Source organism: Rothia halotolerans (genome assembly GCF_004136635.1).
In the GTDB taxonomy this organism is placed as follows: Bacteria; Actinomycetota; Actinomycetes; order Actinomycetales; family Micrococcaceae; genus Rothia; species Rothia halotolerans.
The window spans coordinates 507918-528811 of sequence record NZ_NOIU01000002.1 but is presented as its reverse complement, the minus strand read 5'-3'; the positions used below and the strand labels follow the sequence as shown (position 1 = coordinate 528811).

Here is a 20894-nt window from a genome sequence, read left to right as displayed (position 1 = left end):
GCCAGAGTGTCTATTCTGGGGGACATGCCGCTGCGTGTGCCCCAGATGCCAGTCCAGACCGTCGTTGAGTTCATCAACGAATGGGCCACCGTGCCTCAAGAGGTCTCAACGCGACCGTGGGAAGGGTATCCGGCACGAGACTCGGGACCTCGCCGGACCCTGCGGTCGATATGGCCCTCAGAGATCGGAGAGCCCGACGATCCCGCGGTTGCCGAGGCGTGCGACCTCGTCTACCTTGTGTTCACGGACGCGTGGCCGGGCTCTGCCGCAGAGCGTCTCAACGCGGCCCTCGCCGACGCGGGGCTGAGGGTGCATCTGAGCGCCGGCGACGAGGCGATCCGCCTGGAGTGGGCGACCGACTGCCCGGAACGGCTGATGCTCGCGGTGCTGACAGCGTCTCTGGTCGACTACGTAGGACAGGCGCCGCAGGTTCGTTTGGGCATCTGCGAGTCCTCAGCGTGCGCCGACGTGCTGGTCGACCGTTCGCCGACGCGCACCAAGCACTACTGCTCCGCCCGCTGTCAGACCCGCGAGCGCGTACGGGCGTACCGAGCCCGCGGGGCCTGAGTTCCGCGTCGTCTTGCCGAGGCTGCGCGGACCGGACGTGCTTAACGCCCCTCCCACCATCGGCCCTCTTTCCCTCGGTACTCGCGCTCGGCAGGACAGCGGGCATATCCCCCCGCTGAGCGTCTCTAGGCTCGGTGCTTCCTGGGCAGGAGAAACAATCCGAGCAGCAGGCCGAGAGCAAGAACCCCGACGGCGACCCAGATCCCCGCATGGAACGAATCCACGAAGGCCGTCTCGGCTTCGCTGAGGAGCCTTGCCATAGTGCCGGGCTCGATGCCATCGGCGCCCCTCAATGCGGTGAGTGTCTGCGACAGAGACTGATCGGCGCTCATCGGCAACTCGGCCTCGGTCGCATCGAGGGCGGGCGCGATCCGCGCCTGGTACTGCAGGGAATATACGGCGCCGAGGACCGCGACCCCGATGATGGAGGTGACTCCGCGGATGGTGTTGGTCAGGCCGGCGGCGGCCCCGGCGCGCGCGTCGTCGATCTCGCTCATCGTCAGCGGCGTCGTCGTGCCCATGGTGATGCCCATGCCCAGCCCCGCGGCGCCGAAGGCGACCTCGATCCAGACTTGGTGAGTGCCGGCGTCGGAGACGCCGAACATCCCGAAACCAAGGGCGAGGACGAGCATCGCCAGGCTGACGGTCAGCCGTGCTCCGAGAGCCCGCATGAGCCATTCGGCGATGAGTGATCCCAGGATCGCACCGAGGGCGACCGGCAGCATGGACAGGCCCAGCTCGAGCGGTGATTGGCCGCGGACGAGCTGGACGTAGAACACGAGCAGGAACGTCCCACCGGTCAGCGCGAAGTAGGCCAGGGAGATCGACATGGTGCCGGTGGCGAAAGCGCGGTGACGCAGCAGGCCGACGTCGAGCATCGGAGCGATCCGGCGCCGTTCGACGAGGACAAGGACCACGAGGAGGGCCAGTCCGAGGGCGATCGCCCCGGCCGTGTCCCACGCCGTCCACCGGGCGGTCTCCCCGCCGCGGATGAGGCCGAAGGTCAGGGCGCCGACGGCCGCCGCGGACAGGAGGATGCCGACGACGTCGAGCCGACCGCCGGCAGGGGTCTTGGACTCGGGCGTGACCTTGGCGACGACAAGGAGGCACGCGGCGACGATCGGCACGTTGATGAGGAAGATGCTCCACCAGGGGAAGTACTGGACGAGGAGGCCGCCGAGAACAGGGCCCACTGCGACGGATGCGCCGCCAACGGCCGACCACACGCCCATCGCCCGGGCCTGCCGCCCTGCCGGGAAGACGTCCTTGATGATCGCGAGCGTGGTGGCCGGGACTACAGCGCCCCCGATGCCCATCAGGACGCGCCAGGAGACGATCTGGCCGGCCGATGCGGCGGTGGCCATCAGGCCTGATCCGATGAGGAAGATGAGGAGGCCGATGATCAGGACGCGGTTGCGCCCGTACCGGTCGGCGAGGAATCCGGCGGGGAGCAGCAGCGCGGCGTAGAAGATCTCGTACCCGCTGACCATCCACTGCAGCTGGGCGTTCGAGGCGCCGAAGTCCTCCTGGATGGTCTGGAGGGCGACGTTGATGATCGAGTAGTCCATCATCACGACGAGGTAGGCGGTGGCGATGGCCGCCAGGATCCATCCGGTGCGGAGTGGGCGACTACCGTCCGCAGGTCGTGTGGACATGGGGACGTCAGAGCCTGGGTGGGTCTTCTCGGACATTTAGAAGGGGTATTCCTTCCGTACCAGGAGCAGCTTGTCGATGAGCTCATCGCACTCAGCCGGGGTATGCGTGGCGGTGACGCCGACTCTGAGACGAGCCTGGCCCTTCGGAACGTTGGGGAAGGTGAAGGCCGCGGTGAAGACTCCGTATTCGATGAGTCGGTGGGCTACCCGGATGGTGGTGTCTTCGGATCCGATCATGACAGGGAGGATCTGGCTGGAGGTATTGGCGAGGTCGATGCCCTCAGACCTCAACCCGGAGGAGATGTACTCGACGTTCTCGCCCAGTCTGGTGCGGAGGGCAAGGCCGTCGTGTTCGATGATCTCGAGCGCTTTCAGGGCGGCTCCAGCTACGGCGGGAGATGCTCCGCGTGAACTCGTGTAAGAAGGAGCCGTCGTCCGCAGCGCGAGGTGGATCTGATTGTTCGTGACGACGAATCCGCCGGTGCTTCCGACGGCTTTGCTCATGGTGCCCACGATGACGTCGACCTTATCCAGAGCGCCGTGATGATCAGCAGCCCCTAGACCCCGCGGGCCCAAGCACCCGAAGGAGTGGGCCTCATCGACGACGACCATGGCGTCGTATCGTTGGGCCAACACGATGATTTCATCGAGGGGCGCGAGGTCCCCGTCGGCGGAGAACAGGCCGTCGGTGACGATGATGCGGCGCCGTTTGTCCGTCGATGAGGACAGGATCGCCTCCAAGCGGCGCATGTCATTGTGCTGGTAGGTGCGGATCTTCGCGCCGGAGAGCCTCGCGCCCATGAAGATCGAGATGTGGTTGAGACGGTCGTTGATGACGGTGTCTTCCGGGCCGGCCAGGCTGGTCAGCACTGCGAGGTTGGCCGACATGCCGGAGGGGAACAGGAGTGCTGCGTCCTTGGCATGCAGACGGGCGAGATGTTCCTCGACACCTTCGTGGAGGACCGTGCGTCCGCACAGGGCCTGTGCTCCGTAGGTGTTGGTGCCGAACTGCCGGATTGCCCTGATCGATGCCTCGGCGACGGCAGGATGCTGAGATAACCCGAGATAATCGCAGGATCCGAACATCAGCACGCCGTCACGGCTATTCATGCGCACACGGTTACCGGCGTGGGAGCCCACGGTGGGAAAGAACGGGGAGACGCCTTCGGCTTGCCACCCTGCAAAGTCATCCGCGATGGGGCTCTCGAGAAGGATGTCAGTCATGAGTCGTACTTTCTTGTCAACGTTCCCTCGGAGATGAGCTGGGCGGAGGGGGCAGAGCATTGACGGCTCCATGGAGGCGCTCAATGAGTGCTCCCAACGTCCCGGTGCGATCAAGGCCGGCCAGCTTGCCCTCGAGTTCCTCCGGCGAGTTGATGCGGGTCTCGATCTCAGCGATGAGCTCGATCAGCCCCAGCGAATCGACGCCGATGTCTTCGAGCGTGGTTTTGAGATCGGGACTCTCTACCCCGAAAGCATCGTCGAGGATCTCGAAGACGATAGATCGCAGATGGTCTTCAGTGACAATCGTGGAGGACATGGATACAGCTCTTTCTCTGTACGGGCGGAGGGGCGGTCTCCGGTGCACCGTCCCGGCCAGGATGTGAGGAAGCCTAACATTAAATTAGATGGGCATCTAATAATTTGTCACAACGTCGATTCCGCAGGCTACGAACGTCAGCTCCGCAGCGCTGGCCTTATGGAAGCCCTCTGGGCGGTCGGTGCAAGCCACGCGGGTAGACTGAGACCCGCCCCGAAGATCGACAGGCAGGCGAGGAGGGTCGGATGCCGACGCGGACCCCTCAGTCGCGTTCCTCCGCGACGCGCGACCTCATCGTCAGGGCCGCCGCCGGAGAGTTCGCCCGCCACGGCTACGGCGGCACGTCCCACACCGGCATCCTCAAGGCGCTGGGCAAGAGCACCCCGAACTTCATCACGTACCACTTCCCGGCGAAGGCGGACATCGCCCGGGCGGTCCTCTCCCGCCAGGAGGAGCTGCTCACCGAGTGCATCGGCCGTCTGGAGCAGCGAGGGATCTCCGGGCTCGAGGCCCTGGTCGCCATCGTCTTCATCGTCATCGCCGACGAGAGGAACATGTCGATCTTCCGAGCCGCCATGGCCTTGGAAGGAGACCGCTCGGCCCCCGACGGGGGAGGCTCCCAGCCGTGCACGGCATGGATGGCTCTCGTGAAGCGCCAGCTGGGCCGGGCGCAGGAAGCAGGGGAGCTGCCGGAAGCCGTCTCCCTCGAGGATGAGGCATGGATGATGATCTCCGTGCTGTACGGCACCTATCAGCTCGCCGACCGGCTCGACGCCCTCGACCGGCTGGCCCACCGAGTGGAGCAGGCGTGGCTTCAGCTCCTCGGCTCCCTGCAGGTGCCCGACCCCGCCGGGCTCCTCGCCGTCGGCCGGCGGCACGCACAGGACTACCTCGATGCCAGGGACGGAGAGCCTGCATCGGCGTCCGCGGCGGAATCCCGCTGAGCCCGCCGCGGCATAGGAGCCGGCCGAGAGCAGAACGTCTCGCCGCATCCGCCTGCTCTCCACAGACGAAGCACCCGTCCTTGCACCCGCCCCGCAGCTCCTGTAGACACGAAGCATGACTGAGATGCGGATCACCGACCAGCTGGACGACGTCGAGCGGCACGTCGCGGACAAGGAGCACGCGCACGTCGTCGTGCTGGAGAAGACCTTCGGGGAGCCGGCCGACGACCTCTGGCGGGCCCTGACCGACCCCGAGCACCTGAGCCGCTGGTTCGGCACCGTCGAGGGCGAGCTGCGCAGCGGGGGCGGCTACCGGCTCGCCGAGAACGGCCTGGAGGGTTCGATCCGAGCCTGCGAGAAGCCCCGTCACCTGGCGCTTACCTGGGACGAGAAGGGCGAGTCCGAGAGCGAGCTGGCTGTCGTGCTGACCGAGGGGCAGTCCGGCACCACGCTGACGCTGCGCCACACCCTCCCGGACAACGAGCACTGGCGCGCCTTCGGCCCCGCCGCCACGGGCGTGGGCTGGGACGGCGCGCTGGCCAGCCTGGCGCTCTTCCTCCGGGGCGACCCGCGGGCCGAGCCCGGCCGGATGGCGCAGATCCACCAGACGGAGGAGGGCCGCGAGTTCATCGACTCCTCCGCCGCCGCGTGGGAGAGCGCGCACCGCGAGGCGGGAGCGGGGGAGGGCGAGGCCCGCGCCGCCGCCCGGCGCACCGCCTCCTTCTACCGTGGGGAGGAGCAGGCCGGCTGAGACCCGCCGCGGGTGTCGCCACGCCCGCGGCAACCCGCCCTACAGCGTCCCGGACATCCGCCGGAACATGGCCTCGGAGGCCTCGTTGAGCCCCGTGACCTCGACGTCGTGCCCGCCGCGGGCGTACTTGTCCAGCACCGAGTCGAGCGCCGCGACCGTGGAGGCGTCCCAGACGTGCGAGTCGCGGAAGTCGATGACCACCCGGGGCGGGTCCCCGGCGTAGTCGAAGCGGTAGTAGAGGTCGTTCGAGGAGGCGAAGAACAGCTCGCCGCGCACCCGGTACCGGGCGAGGGCGGGCCGGCCGGCGTCGTCGTGCTCCAGGGTGCGCTCCACGGCCAGGAAGCCCGCGACCCGCCGGGCGAAGGCGATCATCGCCCCGACGGTGCCGATGACCACGCCCAGCGCGAGGTTGTCGGTGAGCACCGTGACGAGGACCGTCACCACCATGATGAGGTTCTCGGAGCGGGGGATGCGGCGCAGGGCCGTGAGCCCGATCGAGCGCCAGTCGAAGGTCGTCCAGGCGATGTAAACCATGACGGCCACCAGGGCGGCCATGGGGATCACGGCGACGACGTCGTTCAGCGTCACCGCCAGCAGCAGCACGAAGAGCCCCGCCGCCACCCCCGAGATGCGGGTCCGGCCCCCGCCGGCCTTGACGTTGATCATCGTCTGCCCGATCATCGCGCAGCCGCCCATGCAGCCGAACAGGCCCGCGACGGCGTTCGCGATCCCCAGGGCCCAGGACTCGCGGGTCTTGTTCGAGTGGGTGTCCGTCAGGTCGTCGACGAGCTTCGCCGTCAGCAGCGACTCGACCAGCCCGACCAGCGCCATGGCCAGCGCGTACGGCGCGATCACCGCGAGCATGTCCAGGCTGAGCGGCACGTCGGGCAGGGCCGGCAGCGGCAGGGAGTCCGGCAGCTCGCCGCGGTCGCCGACCGTGGGGACCCGTGCGCCGGCCAGCACCGCCACGAGGGTGACCACCACGATGGCGACCAGCGGCGCGGGGATCGCCGTGGTGAGCCGCGGGAACAGGAACACGATGGCCAGGCCCAGCGCGACCAGCGGATAGACCATCCACGGGACGCCGAGCAGCTCCGGCAGCTGCGAGGTGAAGATCAGGATCGCCAGCGCGTTGACGAAGCCCTTCATCACCGAGCGCGGGATGAAGCGCATCAGCCGCGCCGCCCCCACCGCGGCGAGCAGGACCTGGAAGGCCCCCGAGAGGATCACCGCCGCCAGGTAGTACTGCACGCCGTGGCTGAGCACCAGCGGGGCGGCGACAAGCGCCACCGAGCCCGCCGCCGCCGAGATCATCGCCGGCCGCCCGCCGAGGACGGAGGTGATCAGGGCGACGATGACGGCGCCGAACAGCCCCATCCGCGGGTCCAGGCCCGTGACGATCGCGAACGCCGTCGCCTCCGGGATGAGGGCCAGCGCCGTGACCAGGCCCGCCAGCAGCTCGACGCCGGTCCGGCGGGGGCTGCGCAGGGTCGTGAGCACCGATCGGCGCTGGAGCGGAGTGAGCGTCGGGGCGCTGCTGGGCACGGATCACCTCGGGTCGGACGGGCGGGAGAGAACCCCTCCATTAGATACCCGGGGTCCGCGCGCGCCAAACCCGCGCGCGGTACTACGCTGATCCATGGACCATCGAGAACCGGCCCGGACGCATCGGGTTCAGGAAGAGACCGGACGCACCGGCGCCATGCGAGACCGGGCGACCGGACGTCGGGGAAGGAGGGGGCGCATGCTGATCGAGCGCGCGACGACGCGGCCCGGGCGGGCCGGCGAGGACCTGCTCGCGCGCCTGCGCCGCATCGCCGCCGGCGAGGAGGAGCCGCTGCTGCGGATCAGCCGGCCCGCGCCCACGGTCGCCTTCGGCCGACGGGACGAGCTCAGCCCCGGCTTCCCCGCGGCCGCCGCCGCGGCCCAGGAGGCCGGGTTCACGCCGATCGTGCGCCGGGTGGGGGGCCGGGCCGCCGCCTATCACCGGCAGTGCCTCGTGGTCGACCACCTGCAGCCGGAGCCGGACGCCACCAGCGGGAACCGCGCCCGCTACGCCGAGTTCGGCGCCCTCTATGCCCGCGCCCTCGCCGGCCTCGGCGTCGACGCCGCCGTCGGCGAGATCCCGGCCGAGTACTGCCCCGGGGAGTTCAGCGTCCACGCGCGCCTGCCGGACGGCTCCAGGACTAAGCTGGTGGGGACGGCGCAGCGCGTCGTCGCCGGCGGATGGTGGTTCTCTGCGGCCGTGGTGGTCGCCGGGCGGGAGCCGCTCGCCGAGGTCCTCGCCCGGGCGTACGCGCACCTCGGGCTGGAGCTCGACCCGGCGACCGTGGGCGCCGTCGATCAGGCGGTCCCCGAGGTCCGCCCGGAGGACGTCGAGGACGCGGTCCTCGCCGAGTACGAGAGGTGGGAGGCCCCATGTGCGGACGGTACGTGATCGCCAGGATGGCGGGGGACCTGCTGGGCGGCGTCGAGCTCGAGGAGGACCTGGCCAACTACAACGTGGCCCCGACCCAGACGGTCCCCGTGCTGGTGGACCACGCCGCGGACGGCGGCTGGCGCCGCGAGCTGCACAGCGCGCGCTGGGGGCTGCTGCCGCGCTGGGCCAAGGACGAGTCCTTCTCCTCCCGCGCCTTCAACGCCCGCAGCGAGACGGTGCTCGAGAAGCCGACCTTCCGCCACGCCGTGAAGGCCCAGCACTGCGCGGTCCCCGCCACCGGCTACTACGAGTGGCTCAAGGCCCCGGAGCAGGGGAGCGGCCGCCCGGCCAAGACCCCCTTCTACGTCCACCCCGCGGACGAGGCGCAGAACATCTACTTCGCGGGCCTCTACGAGTGGTGGCGGATCCCGGCGGGCCCCGAGCAGGGCGGCTGGCTGCTCTCGACGACGATCCTCACCATGGACTCCCCGAGCGAGCGCGAGGCGGAGCTGGCGGAGCACGGCGCCGCCACGCTCTCGGAGCTCTCCCGCCTGCACGACCGCCTGCCGATCCCGCTGGCCTTCACCGGCGATGACGACGACGCCCTTTCCCGCTGGCTGCGCGCCTCCGAGAGCCCCGCCGCCGCGGTCGAGGAGGTCAGGACGGGAGCCTACGACGTCGCCGCGACCTGGGAGCTGCGCGAGGTCGGCCCCGAGGTGGGCAAGGTCTCCCGCAACGGCCCCGAGCTCATCGAGCCGGCGGGCACGCTGCTGTAGCCGGCCTCGGCGAGGCGGGGCCGGCGTGCCGAGGCCTGTCCCTCATCTGTCCAGCGGGGACCCGGAGGACGGCTCGGCAGGGCCGGGCGCCCGAGTGGGGACACCGCCCAGCCGGCTCGGCTGCGAGCCGCTAGAAGACGTCGTCGGAGTCCGGGAACCAGCGGTTGAAGTCGAGCGTGAGGTAGAGGGCCAGCGCGGCGGAGTTGTCCTCGTCGATGCGCAGCGCGACGTCCTCGTAGCCGCCGTGGTGCAGGCGGTCGATGGCCAGCCGCAGCAGCTGCTCCGCCATGCCCTCGCGGCGCCTGGAGGCCGCGGTGAACAGTTCGAAGATGTAGGGAGACTGGGGCAGGCCGTCGCCGCGGCGGGACTCCAGGACCAGGATCGCGGCGATGAGCCGGCCGTTCTCGTCCGAGATGACCTGGGAGGCGTCCGGGATGAGGGAGCCGAACTCGCCCTCGAAGAGCTGCTGGATGATCTCCCGGGCCTCCGCCTGACTGTTGACGGAGCCGTCGTCGTAGGACATGAAGAACAGCTTGGCCAGGCCCTCGGCGTCCTGCTCGGACACGGCTCGGGAGACGATGGTCAAGGGATGGGTGTTCGCCCATGTCTTTCCGATCAGGGTGATCTTTCCGCTCATGGGGACCTCCTACGACGTGACAGCCTTGCGGGCGATGACGGGCACTACCTCTGCCATTCTACCGGCGGTCCCCCCGAAAAGGTCGAGGAACTTTCTCAATCCGCGTTCTCACTGGGAGAAACGGGGGAGTGCTCGAGCGCGCCGAGACCCACGAGACGCTCGCCCAGAGCCCCCAGGACGGCGTCGGTGTCCTGCGCCAGCGCGTCGTGGTGGTGGGTCTCGGAGGTCCAGGCGGAGAGGTTCGGGACGAGCTCCGCTGTGGCCAGGGCCAGGTCGTGGTCCACGTACACGTCGTGCCGGTACGCCGAGGCCGCCACCGGCACCGTGTTCCGGCGCAGCCGCTCGAGGTCGTACAGCCGTCCCCAGTCGTCCTTCCCGGCCAGCAGCTCCGCGGTCTCCGCGAGGGGGGCCAGCGCGGGGTCCTCGGCGAAGTACCAGGGGTGGATCATCTCGCCCGTGAACATCAGGGGGCGCCGATCCTCGTCGTAGTCGGGGCGCTGGGACCGGACGGAGTCCGCCGCCCAGCCGCTGGCCACACCGGGGCCGTCGCAGTAGATCGCCTCGTGCATCAGCGCGTACAGGGGCCGCCCGCCGAAGCCGACCAGCTCCCCGACCTCGCGCAGGAAGGACTCGGAGAGCCGGCCGGGGCCCTCGGCGAAGGCCGACTCCAGGAGGTAGTGCAGCCCGTGGACGCGTCCGGCGCCGCCCAGCAGCTGGCCGGCCATCTGGAAGCGGTGCGGGGTCAGCCGCTCGCCGGTGGGCAGCGCGGCCTCCCACAGCTGAAGGTGCCGCGCGACGCGTGCGGCGGCCTCCTCGTCCTCCGGGTACCAGCCGTAGAACTCCGCGTTGCGCTCGGCCATCCGCTGGAAGGTTGCCTCGTAGACCTGCCGCGGGGAGGCGGTCAGGGGCGCCAGGCCGGCGGTGATCCAGGAGTGCAGCAGCGACTCCGGCGCGAAGGAGAGGTAGCTGAGGGTGCAGAAGCCCCCGAAGCTCTGGCCGAGCGTCGCCCAGCGGTGCTCCCGCTCCCCGGAGGTCAGCGCCACGCGGATCGCCTCGGCGTCGGCCACGATCGAGTCGGCGCGGAAGTGCTCGAGGTACGAGGCCTGCGCCTCGGGGCCGCCCCGGCGGCGCAGGCGCTCGGCGGAGAGCGGCGTGGACAGCCCCGTGCCGCGCTGGTCCATCAGCACGATGCGGTAGTGCCCCGCCAGGGCCGCGATCCAGCCGGAGGAGGACAGCGGCCGCGGCGCGCCCATCCCGGGCCCGCCCTGGAGGTAGAGCAGGTAGGGCCGGTCCCCGGGCGGCGTCGGGGAATCGGGGCCGAGGTCGGTGACCACCCGGGCGAACAGCTCGACCCGCTCCCGCGCCTGCTCCGGACGGGCGACGGCGTCGAACGGCTCCCCGTGGCCGTAGCCCCAGCCGTGGGTCAACGGCACCTCGAAGCGATGGTCGGCGAGTTCCAGGTCCCCGACGCGGCGCCGGGCGCCCGGCAGATGCCGCAGCGGGCGGGGGACCGGGTGCCCCGGCGTCCCGGCCGGCGTCATGCCCTGCCCCCGGGCGCCGGGAAGCCGACGCTGTCCATGCGGATGACCGGCGCCCCCTCCTCGTCCGAGGAGAGCAGGTCCACGGTCGCGTGCATCGCGAAGTCGTAGTTCTCCTCCGGGTCGGCCAGCGCCTGGCGGATCCTCCAGATCCCGTCCTCGGAGTCGTCGATCCGCAGGTGGTGCGGGGCGCGGGCGGCGGCGTCGGTGTGGATGTCCTCGTACTCGTCGAAGTACTCGTCCATCGCCTGGGCCCAGCGGTCGGCGTCCCACCCGGAGCCGTGGTCCAGCTCCCCGAGCGCCTTCTCCTGCTCGTCGGCGAAGAGCTCGACGCGGCGGAACATCGCGTTGCGCACCATGATCGTGAACGCCCGCCGGTTGTCCGTGACCTTCGGCGCCGACTCGGCGACCAGGTCCTCGAGGGTCTCCTGGGAGAGCGGCTCGTCGTCGCCGGAGGTCATCTTCTCCCACTCGTCGATCAGCGAGTTGTCCGTCTGCCGGATCAGTTCGCCCAGCCAGGCGATGAGGTCCTCGAGCTCCGGGGTGAGCGCGGAGAGCGGCACCGTCTGGCGCAGCGCCCGGTAGGCGTCCGAGAGGTAGCGCAGCAGGATCCCCTCGGAGCGGGCCAGCTGGTAGTGCTGGACGTAGTCGCCGAAGCCCATCGCGCGCTCGTACATGTCCCGGACCACCGACTTCGGCGCCAGCTCGAACTCGGAGATCCACGGCGCGTCGCTGCGGTAGGTCTCGAAGGCCTGCTCCAGCAGCTCGGCCAGCGGCTGCGGGTAGGTCATCTCGTCCACGATGTTCATCCGCTCGGTGTACTCCACGCCCTCGGCCTTGAGCCGGCCGATCTCCTCGCCGCGGACCTTCCTCTCCTGCGCCGTGAGCACCTGCCGCGGCTTCTCCAGGATGGCCTCGATGACCGAGACGGCGTCGAGCGCGTAGCCCGGGTCCTCGCGGTCCAGCAGGGTCAGCGCCGCCAGCGCGAAGGGGGAGAGCGGCTGGTTCAGCGCGAAGTTCTCCTGCAGCTGGACCGTCAGCCGCAGGGTGCGGCCGTCCTCGTCCGGCTCGTCCAGCCGCTCCAGGACGCCGGCCGCGAGCAGCTCGCGCAGGATCCCGAGGGCCTTGAGCACCAGCTGCCGCTGCCGGGCCGGCGGCTCGTCGTTCTCGGTCAGCAGCCTCCGCGCCGCGGCCAGGGGGTCGCCCGGGCGCTCCAGCAGGTTCAGCAGCATCGAGTGCGTCACGGTGAAGGAGGAGGTCAGCGGCTCGGGGGAGGCCGCGACGAGCTGCTCGAAGGTCTTGCGGGACCACGCGACGAAGCCCTGCGGCGGCTTCTTCCTCTTGCCGCGGGTGGACTGGGTGACCTTCTTCTCGTCGTCGCCGAACTTGGTGCGCGCCCGCTCCATGATCTTCGCGTTCTCGATGTCGTGCTCGGGCGCCTGCACGACGACGGTGCCGGCCGTGTCGTACCCCGCGCGCCCGGCCCGGCCCGCGATCTGGTGGAACTCGCGCGCCTTGAGCCGCCGGGTCCGCTCGCCGTCGAACTTGGACAGCGCGGTGATGAGCACGGTCCGGATGGGCACGTTGATCCCGACGCCGAGCGTGTCCGTCCCGCAGATCACCTTCAGCAGGCCCGTCTGGGCGAGCTGCTCGACCAGGCGGCGGTACTTGGGCAGCATCCCCGCGTGGTGCACCCCGATCCCGTGCCGCACCAGCCGGTTGAGGACCTTGCCGAAGCCGGTCGCGAAGCGGAAGCCCGCGATCACCTCGCCGACCCGGTCCTTCTCCTCGCGGGTCAGGACGTTGATGCTCATCAGCGCCTGGGCCTGGTCCATCGCCTGCAGCTGCGAGAAGTGGACGACGTAGACCGGCGCCTGGCCCGTCTTCACCAGCTCCTCCAGGGCCTCGTGCACGGGCTCCTCGGAGTAGTAGTAGTGCAGCGGGATCGGGCGCTCCGTGCTGGTCACGTACGCGGTGGGACGGCCCGTCAGATCGGTCAGCTCGCGCTCGAAGCGGCTGACGTCGCCCAGGGTCGCGGACATGAGGAGGAACTGGGCCTGGGGGAGCTCGAGGAGGGGGACCTGCCAGGCCCAGCCGCGCTGCGGGTCGGAGTAGAAGTGGAACTCGTCCATGACGACCTGGCGGACGTCGGCCCCCTCGCCCTCGCGCAGCACCAGGTTCGCGAGGATCTCGGCGGTGCAGCACACGATGGGCGCGTGGGCGTTGACCGAGGAGTCTCCGGTGATCATGCCGACGTTCTCCGCGCCGAAGATGGCGCAGAGGTCGAAGAACTTCTCGGAGACCAGCGCCTTGATGGGCGCGGTGTAGTACGAGCGCTGGCCGGTGGCCAGGCCGGCGAAGTGCGCCGCGACGGCGACGGTGGACTTCCCCGAGCCGGTGGGCGTGGCCAGGATGACGTTGGCGCCGGAGGCCAGCTCGAGCACCGCCTCGTCCTGGGCGGGGTACAGCTCCATGTCCCGCGAGGCGATCCAGCGGGTGAATCCCTCGTAGACCTCCTCTGCGGTCAGCGGGTTGGAGGCGAAGTCGCCGCGGTCGTAGCGGTGCGCGGCGTCGGAGAGGTTCGGGTCAAGGGCTTCGAGGAGTCTCATCGACTCCGAGTCTACTCAGCGCCGCGCCCTCCCCGCCCCTCGGGGCCCGAGGCCGGGCGATCACCAGCCGCGTTCGCGCCATTCCTCCAGGTGCGGACGCTCGGCGCCCAGCGTCGTGCTCGCGCCGTGGCCGGGCAGGATGACCGTGTCGTCGTCGTAGACGTCGAAGATCCGGGTGGTGACGTCGGAGAGCAGCTGGCGGAAGGCGGCGTCCGAGCCCGTCTTGCCGACGCCGCCCGGGAACAGCGAGTCGCCGGTGAAGATGTGCACCGGCCCGTCCTCCGGGGTGTAGGCCAGGGCGATCGAGCCGGGGGTGTGGCCGCGCAGGCCGATCACGTCGAGGGAGAAGCCGTCGAGGTCCGCGGTGTCCCCGTCCTCGAAGGTGAAGTCCATGGGGACGTTGATGTCCGCCTCATCCGCCGAGCCGCAGGCGGTCAGCGCCTCGGAGCGCGACTTGATCTCGGCGAGGGCCCGGACGTGGTCCCAGTGCGAGTGCGTGGTGACGATGAGCTGGACGTTGCCGCAGCTGGTGCAGCTGCTCCTGACGTCGTGCTGGCCGGCGGCGACCAGTCCCGAGATCGCGTCCGGGTCGTCGGCCGCGTCGATGAGGAGCTGGGTGCCCGTGCTCCTGCACGTCATCAGGTAGACGTTGTTGTCCATGGAGGAGACGCTGATGTGGCGGATCGTCAGGTCCCCCAGATCCAGCGAATTGGTTGCCGTAGCCATCATGGGCACGAGTTTACGGCTGTTTCCTCGATCCCGCGCAACCCCTGGTCATGAAGCGTTCATCACTCCGCGGGCGCGCGTGTTCGCCCCGGGTAAAAAGGGCCCGCCGGGAGGGGGCGCGGGCTTGACGCCGGCCCTAGAATAAATCTTCGAATCCTCCCCTCGGACTCCGCCGGAGAGCGCGGCGCCGAGGCGAAGCTCAGCTCACGCCCAGCAGACAGGTGCCCAGATGACCTCAGTCCACGCCGACGAGGCGGCCGCGGCCGCTCCGCACGACCTCGACCACATCCTGGTGAAGGGTGCGCGCGAGAACAACCTGCGCAACGTCGACCTGCACATCCCCCGCAACGCCATGGTGGTCTTCACCGGCCTCTCGGGCTCCGGCAAGTCCTCGCTCGCCTTCGACACGATCTTCGCCGAGGGACAGCGGCGTTACGTCGAGTCCCTCTCGGCCTACGCCAGGATGTTCCTCGGCCAGGTGGACAAGCCCGACGTCGACTTCATCGAGGGCCTCTCCCCGGCCGTGTCGATCGACCAGAAGTCCACCTCCAAGAACCCCCGCTCGACCGTGGGCACCATCACCGAGATCTACGACTACATGCGCCTGCTGTGGGCGCGCGTGGGCCACCCGCACTGCCCGGTCTGCGGCGAGCCGATCGAGCGGCAGACCCCGCAGGCCATCGTGGACCAGCTGCTCTCGCTGCCCGAGCGGACCCGGCTCCAGGTGCTCGCGCCCATGGTCCGCTCCCGCAAGGGCGAGTTCGCGGACCTGTTCCAGAGCCTGACCCAGCAGGGCTACTCCCGCGCGGTGGTCGACGGCGAGCAGGTCCAGCTCTCCGAGCCCCCGACGCTGAAGAAGCAGTACAAGCACACCATCTCGGTGATCGTGGACCGGCTGGTGATCAAGGACTCGATCATGCAGCGGATGACCGACTCGATCGAGACGGCCCTCGGGCTGGCGGACGGACGCGTCGTCGTCGACTTCGTGGACGAGGACCCCGGTTCCCAGGAGCGCACGCGCACCTTCAGCGAGTACCTGGCCTGCCCCAACGAGCACGAGCTCGAGTCCACCGAGATCGAGCCGCGGGCCTTCTCCTTCAACAGCCCCTTCGGCGCCTGCTCGCAGTGCGACGGCATCGGCTCCCGGCTCGAGGTGGACGAGGACCTCGTCATCCCCGATCCGGAGAAGAGCCTGGGGGAGGGCGCCATCGCTCCCTGGTCGCAGGGCAAGTCCACCACCGAGTACTGGCTGCGGCTGCTCGCCGGGCTGGGCAAGGAGGTCGGATTCGACCTCAACACGCCGTGGAACAGGCTGACGCCGAAGGCGCGCAGGGCGATCCTCGACGGCAAGGACTTCAAGGTCGAGGTCTCCTACCGCAACCGCTTCGGCCGGGAGCGCCGGTACACCTCGGGCTTCGAGGGCGTCTACGCCTACATCAAGCGCAAGCACGAGGAGACCGAGTCCGACTGGGCCAAGGACCGCTACGAGCAGTACATGCGCCAGGTCCCGTGCCCGGCCTGCGGCGGCGCCCGGCTGAACCCGACCATGCTGGCCGTGACGGTCGGCGGCGAGTCCATCGCGACCGTGACGGCCATGCCCATGGCGCAGACCCAGGCGTTCATGAACGGCCTGGAGCTCTCCGAGCGCGAGCTGAGGATCGCCGAGCAGGTGCTCAAGGAGATCAACGCCCGCCTGCAGTTCCTGCTGGACGTGGGGCTCGACTACCTCACCCTGGACCGCGCGGCCGCGACGCTCTCCGGCGGCGAGGCCCAGCGCATCCGGCTCGCGACCCAGATCGGCTCCGGCTTGGTGGGCGTGCTCTACGTGCTCGACGAGCCCTCGATCGGCTTGCACCAGCGGGACAACCGCCGGCTCATCGAGACGCTGACCAAGCTGCGGGACATGGGCAACACCCTCATCGTGGTGGAGCACGACGAGGACACCATCCGGGAGTCCGACTGGGTGGTCGACGTCGGCCCCGGCGCGGGCGAGCACGGCGGCCGGATCGTCCACTCCGGCCCCTACGCCGGCCTGCTGGAGAACCAGGACTCGCTGACCGGCGCCTACCTGGCCCGGCGCCGCGAGATCGCGATCCCGGCGAAGCGCCGGAAGGTGGACCGGAAGCGGATGGTCAAGGTCGTCGGCGCGCGGGAGAACAACCTGCGCGACGTGAGCGTGAGCTTCCCCCTGGGGGTCTTCACCTCGATCACCGGCGTCTCCGGCTCCGGCAAGTCCACGCTGGTCAACGACATCCTCTACACCGCGCTGGCCAACAAGCTCAACGGCGCCAAGCAGGTCCCGGGGCGGCACCGCCGCGTCGAGGGTCTGGAGCACCTGGACAAGATCGTGCACGTGGACCAGAGCCCGATCGGCCGCATGCCGCGCTCCAACCCGGCCACCTACACCGGGGTCTTCGACCACATCCGCAGGCTCTTCGCCGAGACCAACGAGGCGAAGGTGCGCGGCTACCAGCCGGGCCGCTTCTCCTTCAACGTCAAGGGCGGGCGCTGCGAGGCGTGCTCGGGCGACGGCACGCTGAAGATCGAGATGAACTTCCTGCCGGACGTCTTCGTCCCCTGCGAGGTCTGCCACGGGGCGCGGTACAACCGCGAAACCCTGGAGATCCGCTACAAGGGCAAGAACATCGCGGAGGTGCTGGACATGCCGGTCGAGGAGGCCGCCGAGTTCTTCTCCGCGTTCACCCCGATCGCGCGGCACCTGAACACGCTGGTCGACGTCGGGCTCGGGTACATCCGGCTGGGCCAGCCCGCGCCGACGCTGTCCGGCGGCGAGGCCCAGCGCGTCAAGCTCGCCTCCGAGCTGCAGAAGCGCTCCAACGGCCGGACCATCTACGTGCTGGACGAGCCGACCACGGGCCTGCACTTCGAGGACATCTCCAAGCTGCTGAACGTCCTGCAGTCGCTGGTGGACAAGGGCAACACCGTGCTGACGATCGAGCACAACCTGGACGTCATCAAGTCCGCGGACTGGATCGTGGACATGGGCCCGGAGGGCGGCTCCGGGGGCGGGCAGGTCGTCGCCGAGGGCACGCCCGAGCAGGTGGCCCGCGTGCCGGAGAGCCACACCGGCAGGTTCCTCGACGAGATACTGGAGTCATGATGAGCATCGAACCGATCGTCCTCTTCGACCTGGACGGGACCCTGCTGGACCCGGGCGGCGCGATCACCGGCGGCATCGCCGCGGCGATCGAGGCGCACGGCTACACCCGGCCCGACGAGGCGACGCTGCGCAAGTTCGTCGGCCCCTCCTCGATGGAGGGCCTCCAGCGGCACACCGACATCCCGGCCGAGGCGCACCCCGCCATCGTCGAGACCTACCGCACGCAGTACCCGGAGCTCGCCCGGCGGCTCTCCAGCGTCTACCCCGGCGTCGCGGAGCTGCTGGCCGACCTCCGCCGGCTCCCCGTCCGCATCGCCATCGCGACCCAGAAGCCCCAGCCCTCGGCCGACCGCATCGCCGCCGAGTTCGGGCTGGCGGAGTACTGCGACGCGATCAGCGGCGCACGCGACGACAGGTGGCCCGAGTCGGCCTCCCTCCCGACGGACAAGCCGGGGATCCTCGCCCGCGCCCTCGAGCTGCTCGGCGCCGCCGGCCAGGACCTGAGCGGCGCCGCCGTGATGGTGGGGGACCGCGAGTACGACGCCGTGGGCGCGGCCGCCAACGGCATGCCCTGCATCGGCGTGTCCTGGGGGTTCGGAACGGAGGAGGAGCTGACAGCGGCCGGCGCCGCGCCGGTGGCGGACGACGTCGGGCAGCTGCGGACCGCGATCGCGGAGCTCGCGGGCCTGCCGGAGCTCCTCCCGGCCGAGCGCTCGGCCAGCCGCGCGGAAGGGGCCTCCCGCTCGGGGTAAGGTATGCACTGAGCACGCGAGCAGAGAGGAACGCGAGAGGTGAAGGCGTACGAGCTGGCTCAGGCCGGGGTGACCGGGCTGTTCAAGACGATCTTCCGGGCGCGGGTCACCGGGCTGGAGAGCTTCCCGAAGGAGGGCCCGGTCATCGTGGCCTCCAACCACCTCGCGTTCCTGGACAGCGTCATACTCTCCGCCCTCATGCCGCGGCGCGTGGCGTTCTTGGCGAAGGCCGAGTACGTCAACTCCCCCGGGATCCGGGGCCGGCTCATGAAGCACTTCTTCGAGCTGATCGACATCATCCCGGTCAACCGCTCGGACCAGTCGGAGCGGCTGAAGGCCCTGGACATCGGGCTCGAGCGCCTCGAGCAGGGCGGGGTCTTCGGCATCTACCCGGAGGGGACGCGGTCCCGGGACGGCTACCTCTACCGCGGCAAGATCGGCGTGGCCTGGCTGGCCCACAAGACCGGGGCGCCCGTGGTCCCGGTGGGGATCATCGGCACCGAGCGCATCCAGCCGCCGGGCACCCGGATGATCCGCCCGGTGAAGTTCACGGTCCGCGTCGGCGAGCCGCTCTACTTCGAGAAGCTGGGGGACCGGCAGACCGGCCGCCGCCGCCGGGAGAGCACGGACCTCATCATGGACCGCATCGCGGCCCTGTCCGGCCAGGCCCGGAAGGACGACTACAACACCTCGCCGTCGTTGGACAAGGACGCAGGCACCCTCGCCTAGCAGCTGATCCGACGCGGCGGCGTCGAGAAGATCAGGAGCTCGAGCCACCATGGCCAACCCCGCAAGCTACCGGCCCGTGACGGGCCAGATCCCCACGGATCCCGGGGTGTACCGGTTCCGCGACGAGTTCGGCCGCGTCATCTACGTGGGCAAGGCCAAGAACCTGCGCAACCGGCTGAACTCGTACTTCGCCGACCCCCACCGCCTGGCGCCGAAGACCTACGCGATGGTCCACGCCGGCGCGAGCGTGGAGTGGACGGTGGTCGGCTCCGAGCTGGAGTCCCTGCAGCTCGAGTACACGTGGATCAAGCAGTACGCGCCGAAGTTCAACATCAAGTACCGGGACGACAAGTCCTACCCCTACCTCGCCGTCTCGGTGGGGGAGCGCTACCCCCGGGCCCGGGTCATGCGCGGCGAGAAGAAGAAGGGCACCCGCTACTTCGGCCCCTTCTCCCACGCCTGGGCGATCCGGGAGACCCTGGACGCCCTGCTGCGGGTCTTCCCGGTCCGCACCTGCTCGCGCACCGTGTTCAAGCGCGCCGAGCAGACCGACCGCCCGTGCCTGCTGGGGTACATCGACAAGTGCTCCGCGCCCTGCGTCGGGCGCATCAGCGAGGAGGACCACCGGGCGCTGGCCGACAGCCTGTGCCGGTTCATGGCCGGCGGCTCGGAGAAGTACATCCGCGAGCTCACCGACCAGATGCAGCACGCCGCCGAGAACATGGAGTTCGAGCACGCCGCGAAGTTGCGGGACGACATCGAGGCCCTGAAGAAGGCCTTCGAGCGCAACGCCGTGGTCCTCTCCGACTCCGTCGACGCCGACCTGTTCGCCTTCCACGAGGACGAGCTCGAGGCCGCCGCCCAGGTCTTCCACGTCCGCGAGGGGCGCATCCGCGGCCAGCGCGGCTGGATCGTGGAGAAGGTCGAGGACCGCACCCCGGCGGAGATGATCGCGCAGCTGCTGCAGCAGGTCTACGGCGAGTCCGCGGTGACCCTGGCCAGCACGCCGGAGGAGCAGGAGATGACCCGCAACGAGATCCCGCGCACCGTGCTGGTCCCGGTGATGCCGGAGGGGGCGGAGCAGCTCCAGGAGTGGCTGAGCGGCCTGCGCGGCTCCAAGGTGACCATCTCCGTGCCGCAGCGCGGCGAGCGGGTGCAGCTCATGGAGACGGTGGCGGAGAACGCCCGGCAGTCGCTGATGCTGCACAAGTCCCGCCGGGCGGGGGACCTCACCACCCGCTCCGCATCCCTGCAGGAGCTGCAGGAGGCGCTGGACCTGCCGGAGGCGCTGATGCGCATCGAGTGCTACGACATCTCCCACTCGCAGGGGACCAACGTCGTCGCCTCGATGGTGGTCTTCGAGGACGGGCTGCCGAAGAAGTCGGACTACCGCAAGTTCTCCATCCGCGGGGAGGCGGCGCGGGACGACACGGCGTCGATGTACGACGTCATCCACCGCCGCTTCAAGCGCCACCTCGCGGAGCAGGAGGAGCGCCGGGCCGCCCCGCGCGCCTCGGGGGAGATCACCGAGGCCGCGCCGGACCCGAGCCGGTTCGCCTACCCGCCCAACCTCGTCGTCGTGGACGGCGGGCCGCCCCAGGTAGCGGCGGCCCGCCGTGCGCTGGACGACCTGGGGATCGACGACGTCCACGTCGTCGGCCTGGCCAAGCGCCTCGAGGAGATCTGGGTGCCCGACGACGACTTCCCCGTCATCCTGCCGCGCTCCTCCAACGGCCTCTTCCTGCTCCAGCGCCTGCGCGACGAGGCGCACCGCTTCGCCATCACCTTCCACCGCTCCAAGCGCGGCAAGGCCATGCTGGCCTCGGCCCTCGACGGCGTGCCCGGCCTCGGCGCGGGCCGCCGCGACGCCCTGATCCAGCACTTCGGCTCGCTCAAGGCCATCCAGGAGGCGACGCCGGAGCAGCTCGCCGAGGTCAGGGGCATCGGGCCCAAGCTCGCGGAGAAGATCCTCGAGCACCTGATCGCCCAGGAGGAGTCGGAGCCCCAGGAGAGCGCGACCGCCGGGTAACCTGGACGGTGGAGCCGAGGACCTCGGCCCCGCGAGCACAGAAGCGAGGTCAGCACGTGAGCGACGAGAACCAGAGGCAGTCCCCGGAGCAGCTGCGGCCG

17 protein-coding genes are annotated in these 20894 nt (G+C 70.0%); 9 read left to right on the top strand and 8 right to left on the bottom strand.

All coding sequences use genetic code 11. From position 1 onward, the window contains the following. The first annotated feature begins 309 nt into the window (after positions 1–309). Positions 310–567, top strand: a complete 258-nt coding sequence (locus tag EWV39_RS13805) for a CGNR zinc finger domain-containing protein (protein WP_165313208.1) — start codon at positions 310–312, stop codon at positions 565–567. A gap of 125 nt (positions 568–692) precedes the next feature. Here EWV39_RS13805 and EWV39_RS07370 read toward each other — a convergent pair whose 3' ends face one another. Genes EWV39_RS07370 through EWV39_RS07360 form a run of 3 tightly spaced genes read right to left on the bottom strand, consistent with a single transcriptional unit; the run spans position 693 to position 3762 of the window. After that, on the bottom strand, positions 693–2222 hold the full coding sequence (locus tag EWV39_RS07370) for an MFS transporter (protein WP_165313206.1): 1530 nt from the start codon (positions 2220–2222) through the stop codon (positions 693–695). 36 nt (positions 2223–2258) lie between these two features. Further along, positions 2259–3446, bottom strand: a complete 1188-nt coding sequence (locus tag EWV39_RS07365; RefSeq protein WP_129658243.1) for an aminotransferase class I/II-fold pyridoxal phosphate-dependent enzyme — start codon at positions 3444–3446, stop codon at positions 2259–2261. A gap of 16 nt (positions 3447–3462) precedes the next feature. After that, a complete protein-coding gene (locus EWV39_RS07360) occupies positions 3463–3762 on the bottom strand; it encodes an acyl carrier protein (protein WP_129658241.1) in 300 nt (99 codons plus the stop codon). Between the two features lie 245 nt (positions 3763–4007). Here EWV39_RS07360 and EWV39_RS07355 point away from each other — a divergent pair, with 245 nt between their 5' ends. Together EWV39_RS07355 and EWV39_RS07350 are read left to right on the top strand one after the other, a co-directional pair. After that, the gene (locus EWV39_RS07355; RefSeq protein WP_129658239.1) at positions 4008–4706 is read left to right on the top strand and encodes a TetR family transcriptional regulator; all 699 of its coding nucleotides are present in this window, start codon (positions 4008–4010) and stop codon (positions 4704–4706) included. A gap of 115 nt (positions 4707–4821) precedes the next feature. Then, positions 4822–5457 (top strand): SRPBCC domain-containing protein, encoded by a 636-nt coding sequence (locus tag EWV39_RS07350; RefSeq protein WP_129658237.1) that lies wholly within the window; start codon positions 4822–4824, stop codon positions 5455–5457. Positions 5458–5496: 39 nt separating this feature from the next. Here EWV39_RS07350 and EWV39_RS07345 read toward each other — a convergent pair whose 3' ends face one another. Further along, a complete protein-coding gene (locus EWV39_RS07345) occupies positions 5497–7002 on the bottom strand; it encodes a SulP family inorganic anion transporter (protein ID WP_129658235.1) in 1506 nt (501 codons plus the stop codon). Positions 7003–7201: 199 nt separating this feature from the next. Between EWV39_RS07345 and EWV39_RS07340 the strand changes: the two genes are divergently transcribed. Both EWV39_RS07340 and EWV39_RS07335 read left to right on the top strand, forming a co-directional pair. Further along, entirely contained in the window at positions 7202–7894 is a 693-nt protein-coding gene (locus tag EWV39_RS07340) for a lipoate--protein ligase family protein (RefSeq protein WP_129658233.1), read from the top strand. After that, positions 7876–8652 carry an SOS response-associated peptidase gene (locus EWV39_RS07335; protein ID WP_129658231.1) on the top strand — a complete coding sequence of 259 codons (777 nt, stop codon included), beginning with the start codon at positions 7876–7878 and terminating at the stop codon, positions 8650–8652. Before EWV39_RS07340 ends, EWV39_RS07335 begins: the two co-directional genes overlap by 19 nt. A gap of 130 nt (positions 8653–8782) precedes the next feature. Here EWV39_RS07335 and EWV39_RS07330 read toward each other — a convergent pair whose 3' ends face one another. From EWV39_RS07330 to EWV39_RS07315, 4 genes are all read right to left on the bottom strand, one after another. Next, on the bottom strand, positions 8783–9289 hold the full coding sequence (locus EWV39_RS07330; RefSeq protein ID WP_129658229.1) for a GNAT family N-acetyltransferase: 507 nt from the start codon (positions 9287–9289) through the stop codon (positions 8783–8785). 95 nt (positions 9290–9384) lie between these two features. After that, a complete protein-coding gene (locus EWV39_RS07325) occupies positions 9385–10830 on the bottom strand; it encodes an alpha/beta fold hydrolase (protein WP_129658227.1) in 1446 nt (481 codons plus the stop codon). After that, entirely contained in the window at positions 10827–13436 is a 2610-nt protein-coding gene (locus EWV39_RS07320) for a DEAD/DEAH box helicase (protein ID WP_129658225.1), read from the bottom strand. The genes EWV39_RS07325 and EWV39_RS07320 overlap by 4 nt, the downstream gene beginning before the upstream one ends. A 60-nt stretch (positions 13437–13496) precedes the next feature. Next, on the bottom strand, positions 13497–14165 hold the full coding sequence (locus tag EWV39_RS07315) for an MBL fold metallo-hydrolase (protein WP_129658223.1): 669 nt from the start codon (positions 14163–14165) through the stop codon (positions 13497–13499). A 226-nt stretch (positions 14166–14391) separates the two neighbouring features. On the opposite strand from EWV39_RS07315, the gene uvrA reads away from it, so the two are divergent. The 4 genes from uvrA to uvrC are packed head-to-tail and all read left to right on the top strand — an operon-like array spanning position 14392 to position 20793. Further along, on the top strand, positions 14392–17283 hold the full coding sequence (uvrA, locus tag EWV39_RS07310) for an excinuclease ABC subunit UvrA (RefSeq protein ID WP_129658221.1): 2892 nt from the start codon (positions 14392–14394) through the stop codon (positions 17281–17283). Continuing rightward, positions 17283–18035: an HAD family hydrolase gene (locus EWV39_RS07305; RefSeq protein WP_165313204.1), complete on the top strand. Its 753-nt coding sequence runs from the start codon at positions 17283–17285 to the stop codon at positions 18033–18035. The genes uvrA and EWV39_RS07305 overlap by 1 nt, the downstream gene beginning before the upstream one ends. Positions 18036–18074: 39 nt before the next feature. Continuing rightward, the gene (locus tag EWV39_RS07300; RefSeq protein ID WP_129658217.1) at positions 18075–18764 is read left to right on the top strand and encodes a lysophospholipid acyltransferase family protein; all 690 of its coding nucleotides are present in this window, start codon (positions 18075–18077) and stop codon (positions 18762–18764) included. A gap of 49 nt (positions 18765–18813) precedes the next feature. Then, the gene (uvrC, locus tag EWV39_RS07295) at positions 18814–20793 is read left to right on the top strand and encodes an excinuclease ABC subunit UvrC (RefSeq protein WP_129658215.1); all 1980 of its coding nucleotides are present in this window, start codon (positions 18814–18816) and stop codon (positions 20791–20793) included. The last annotated feature ends 101 nt before the right edge of the window (positions 20794–20894 follow it).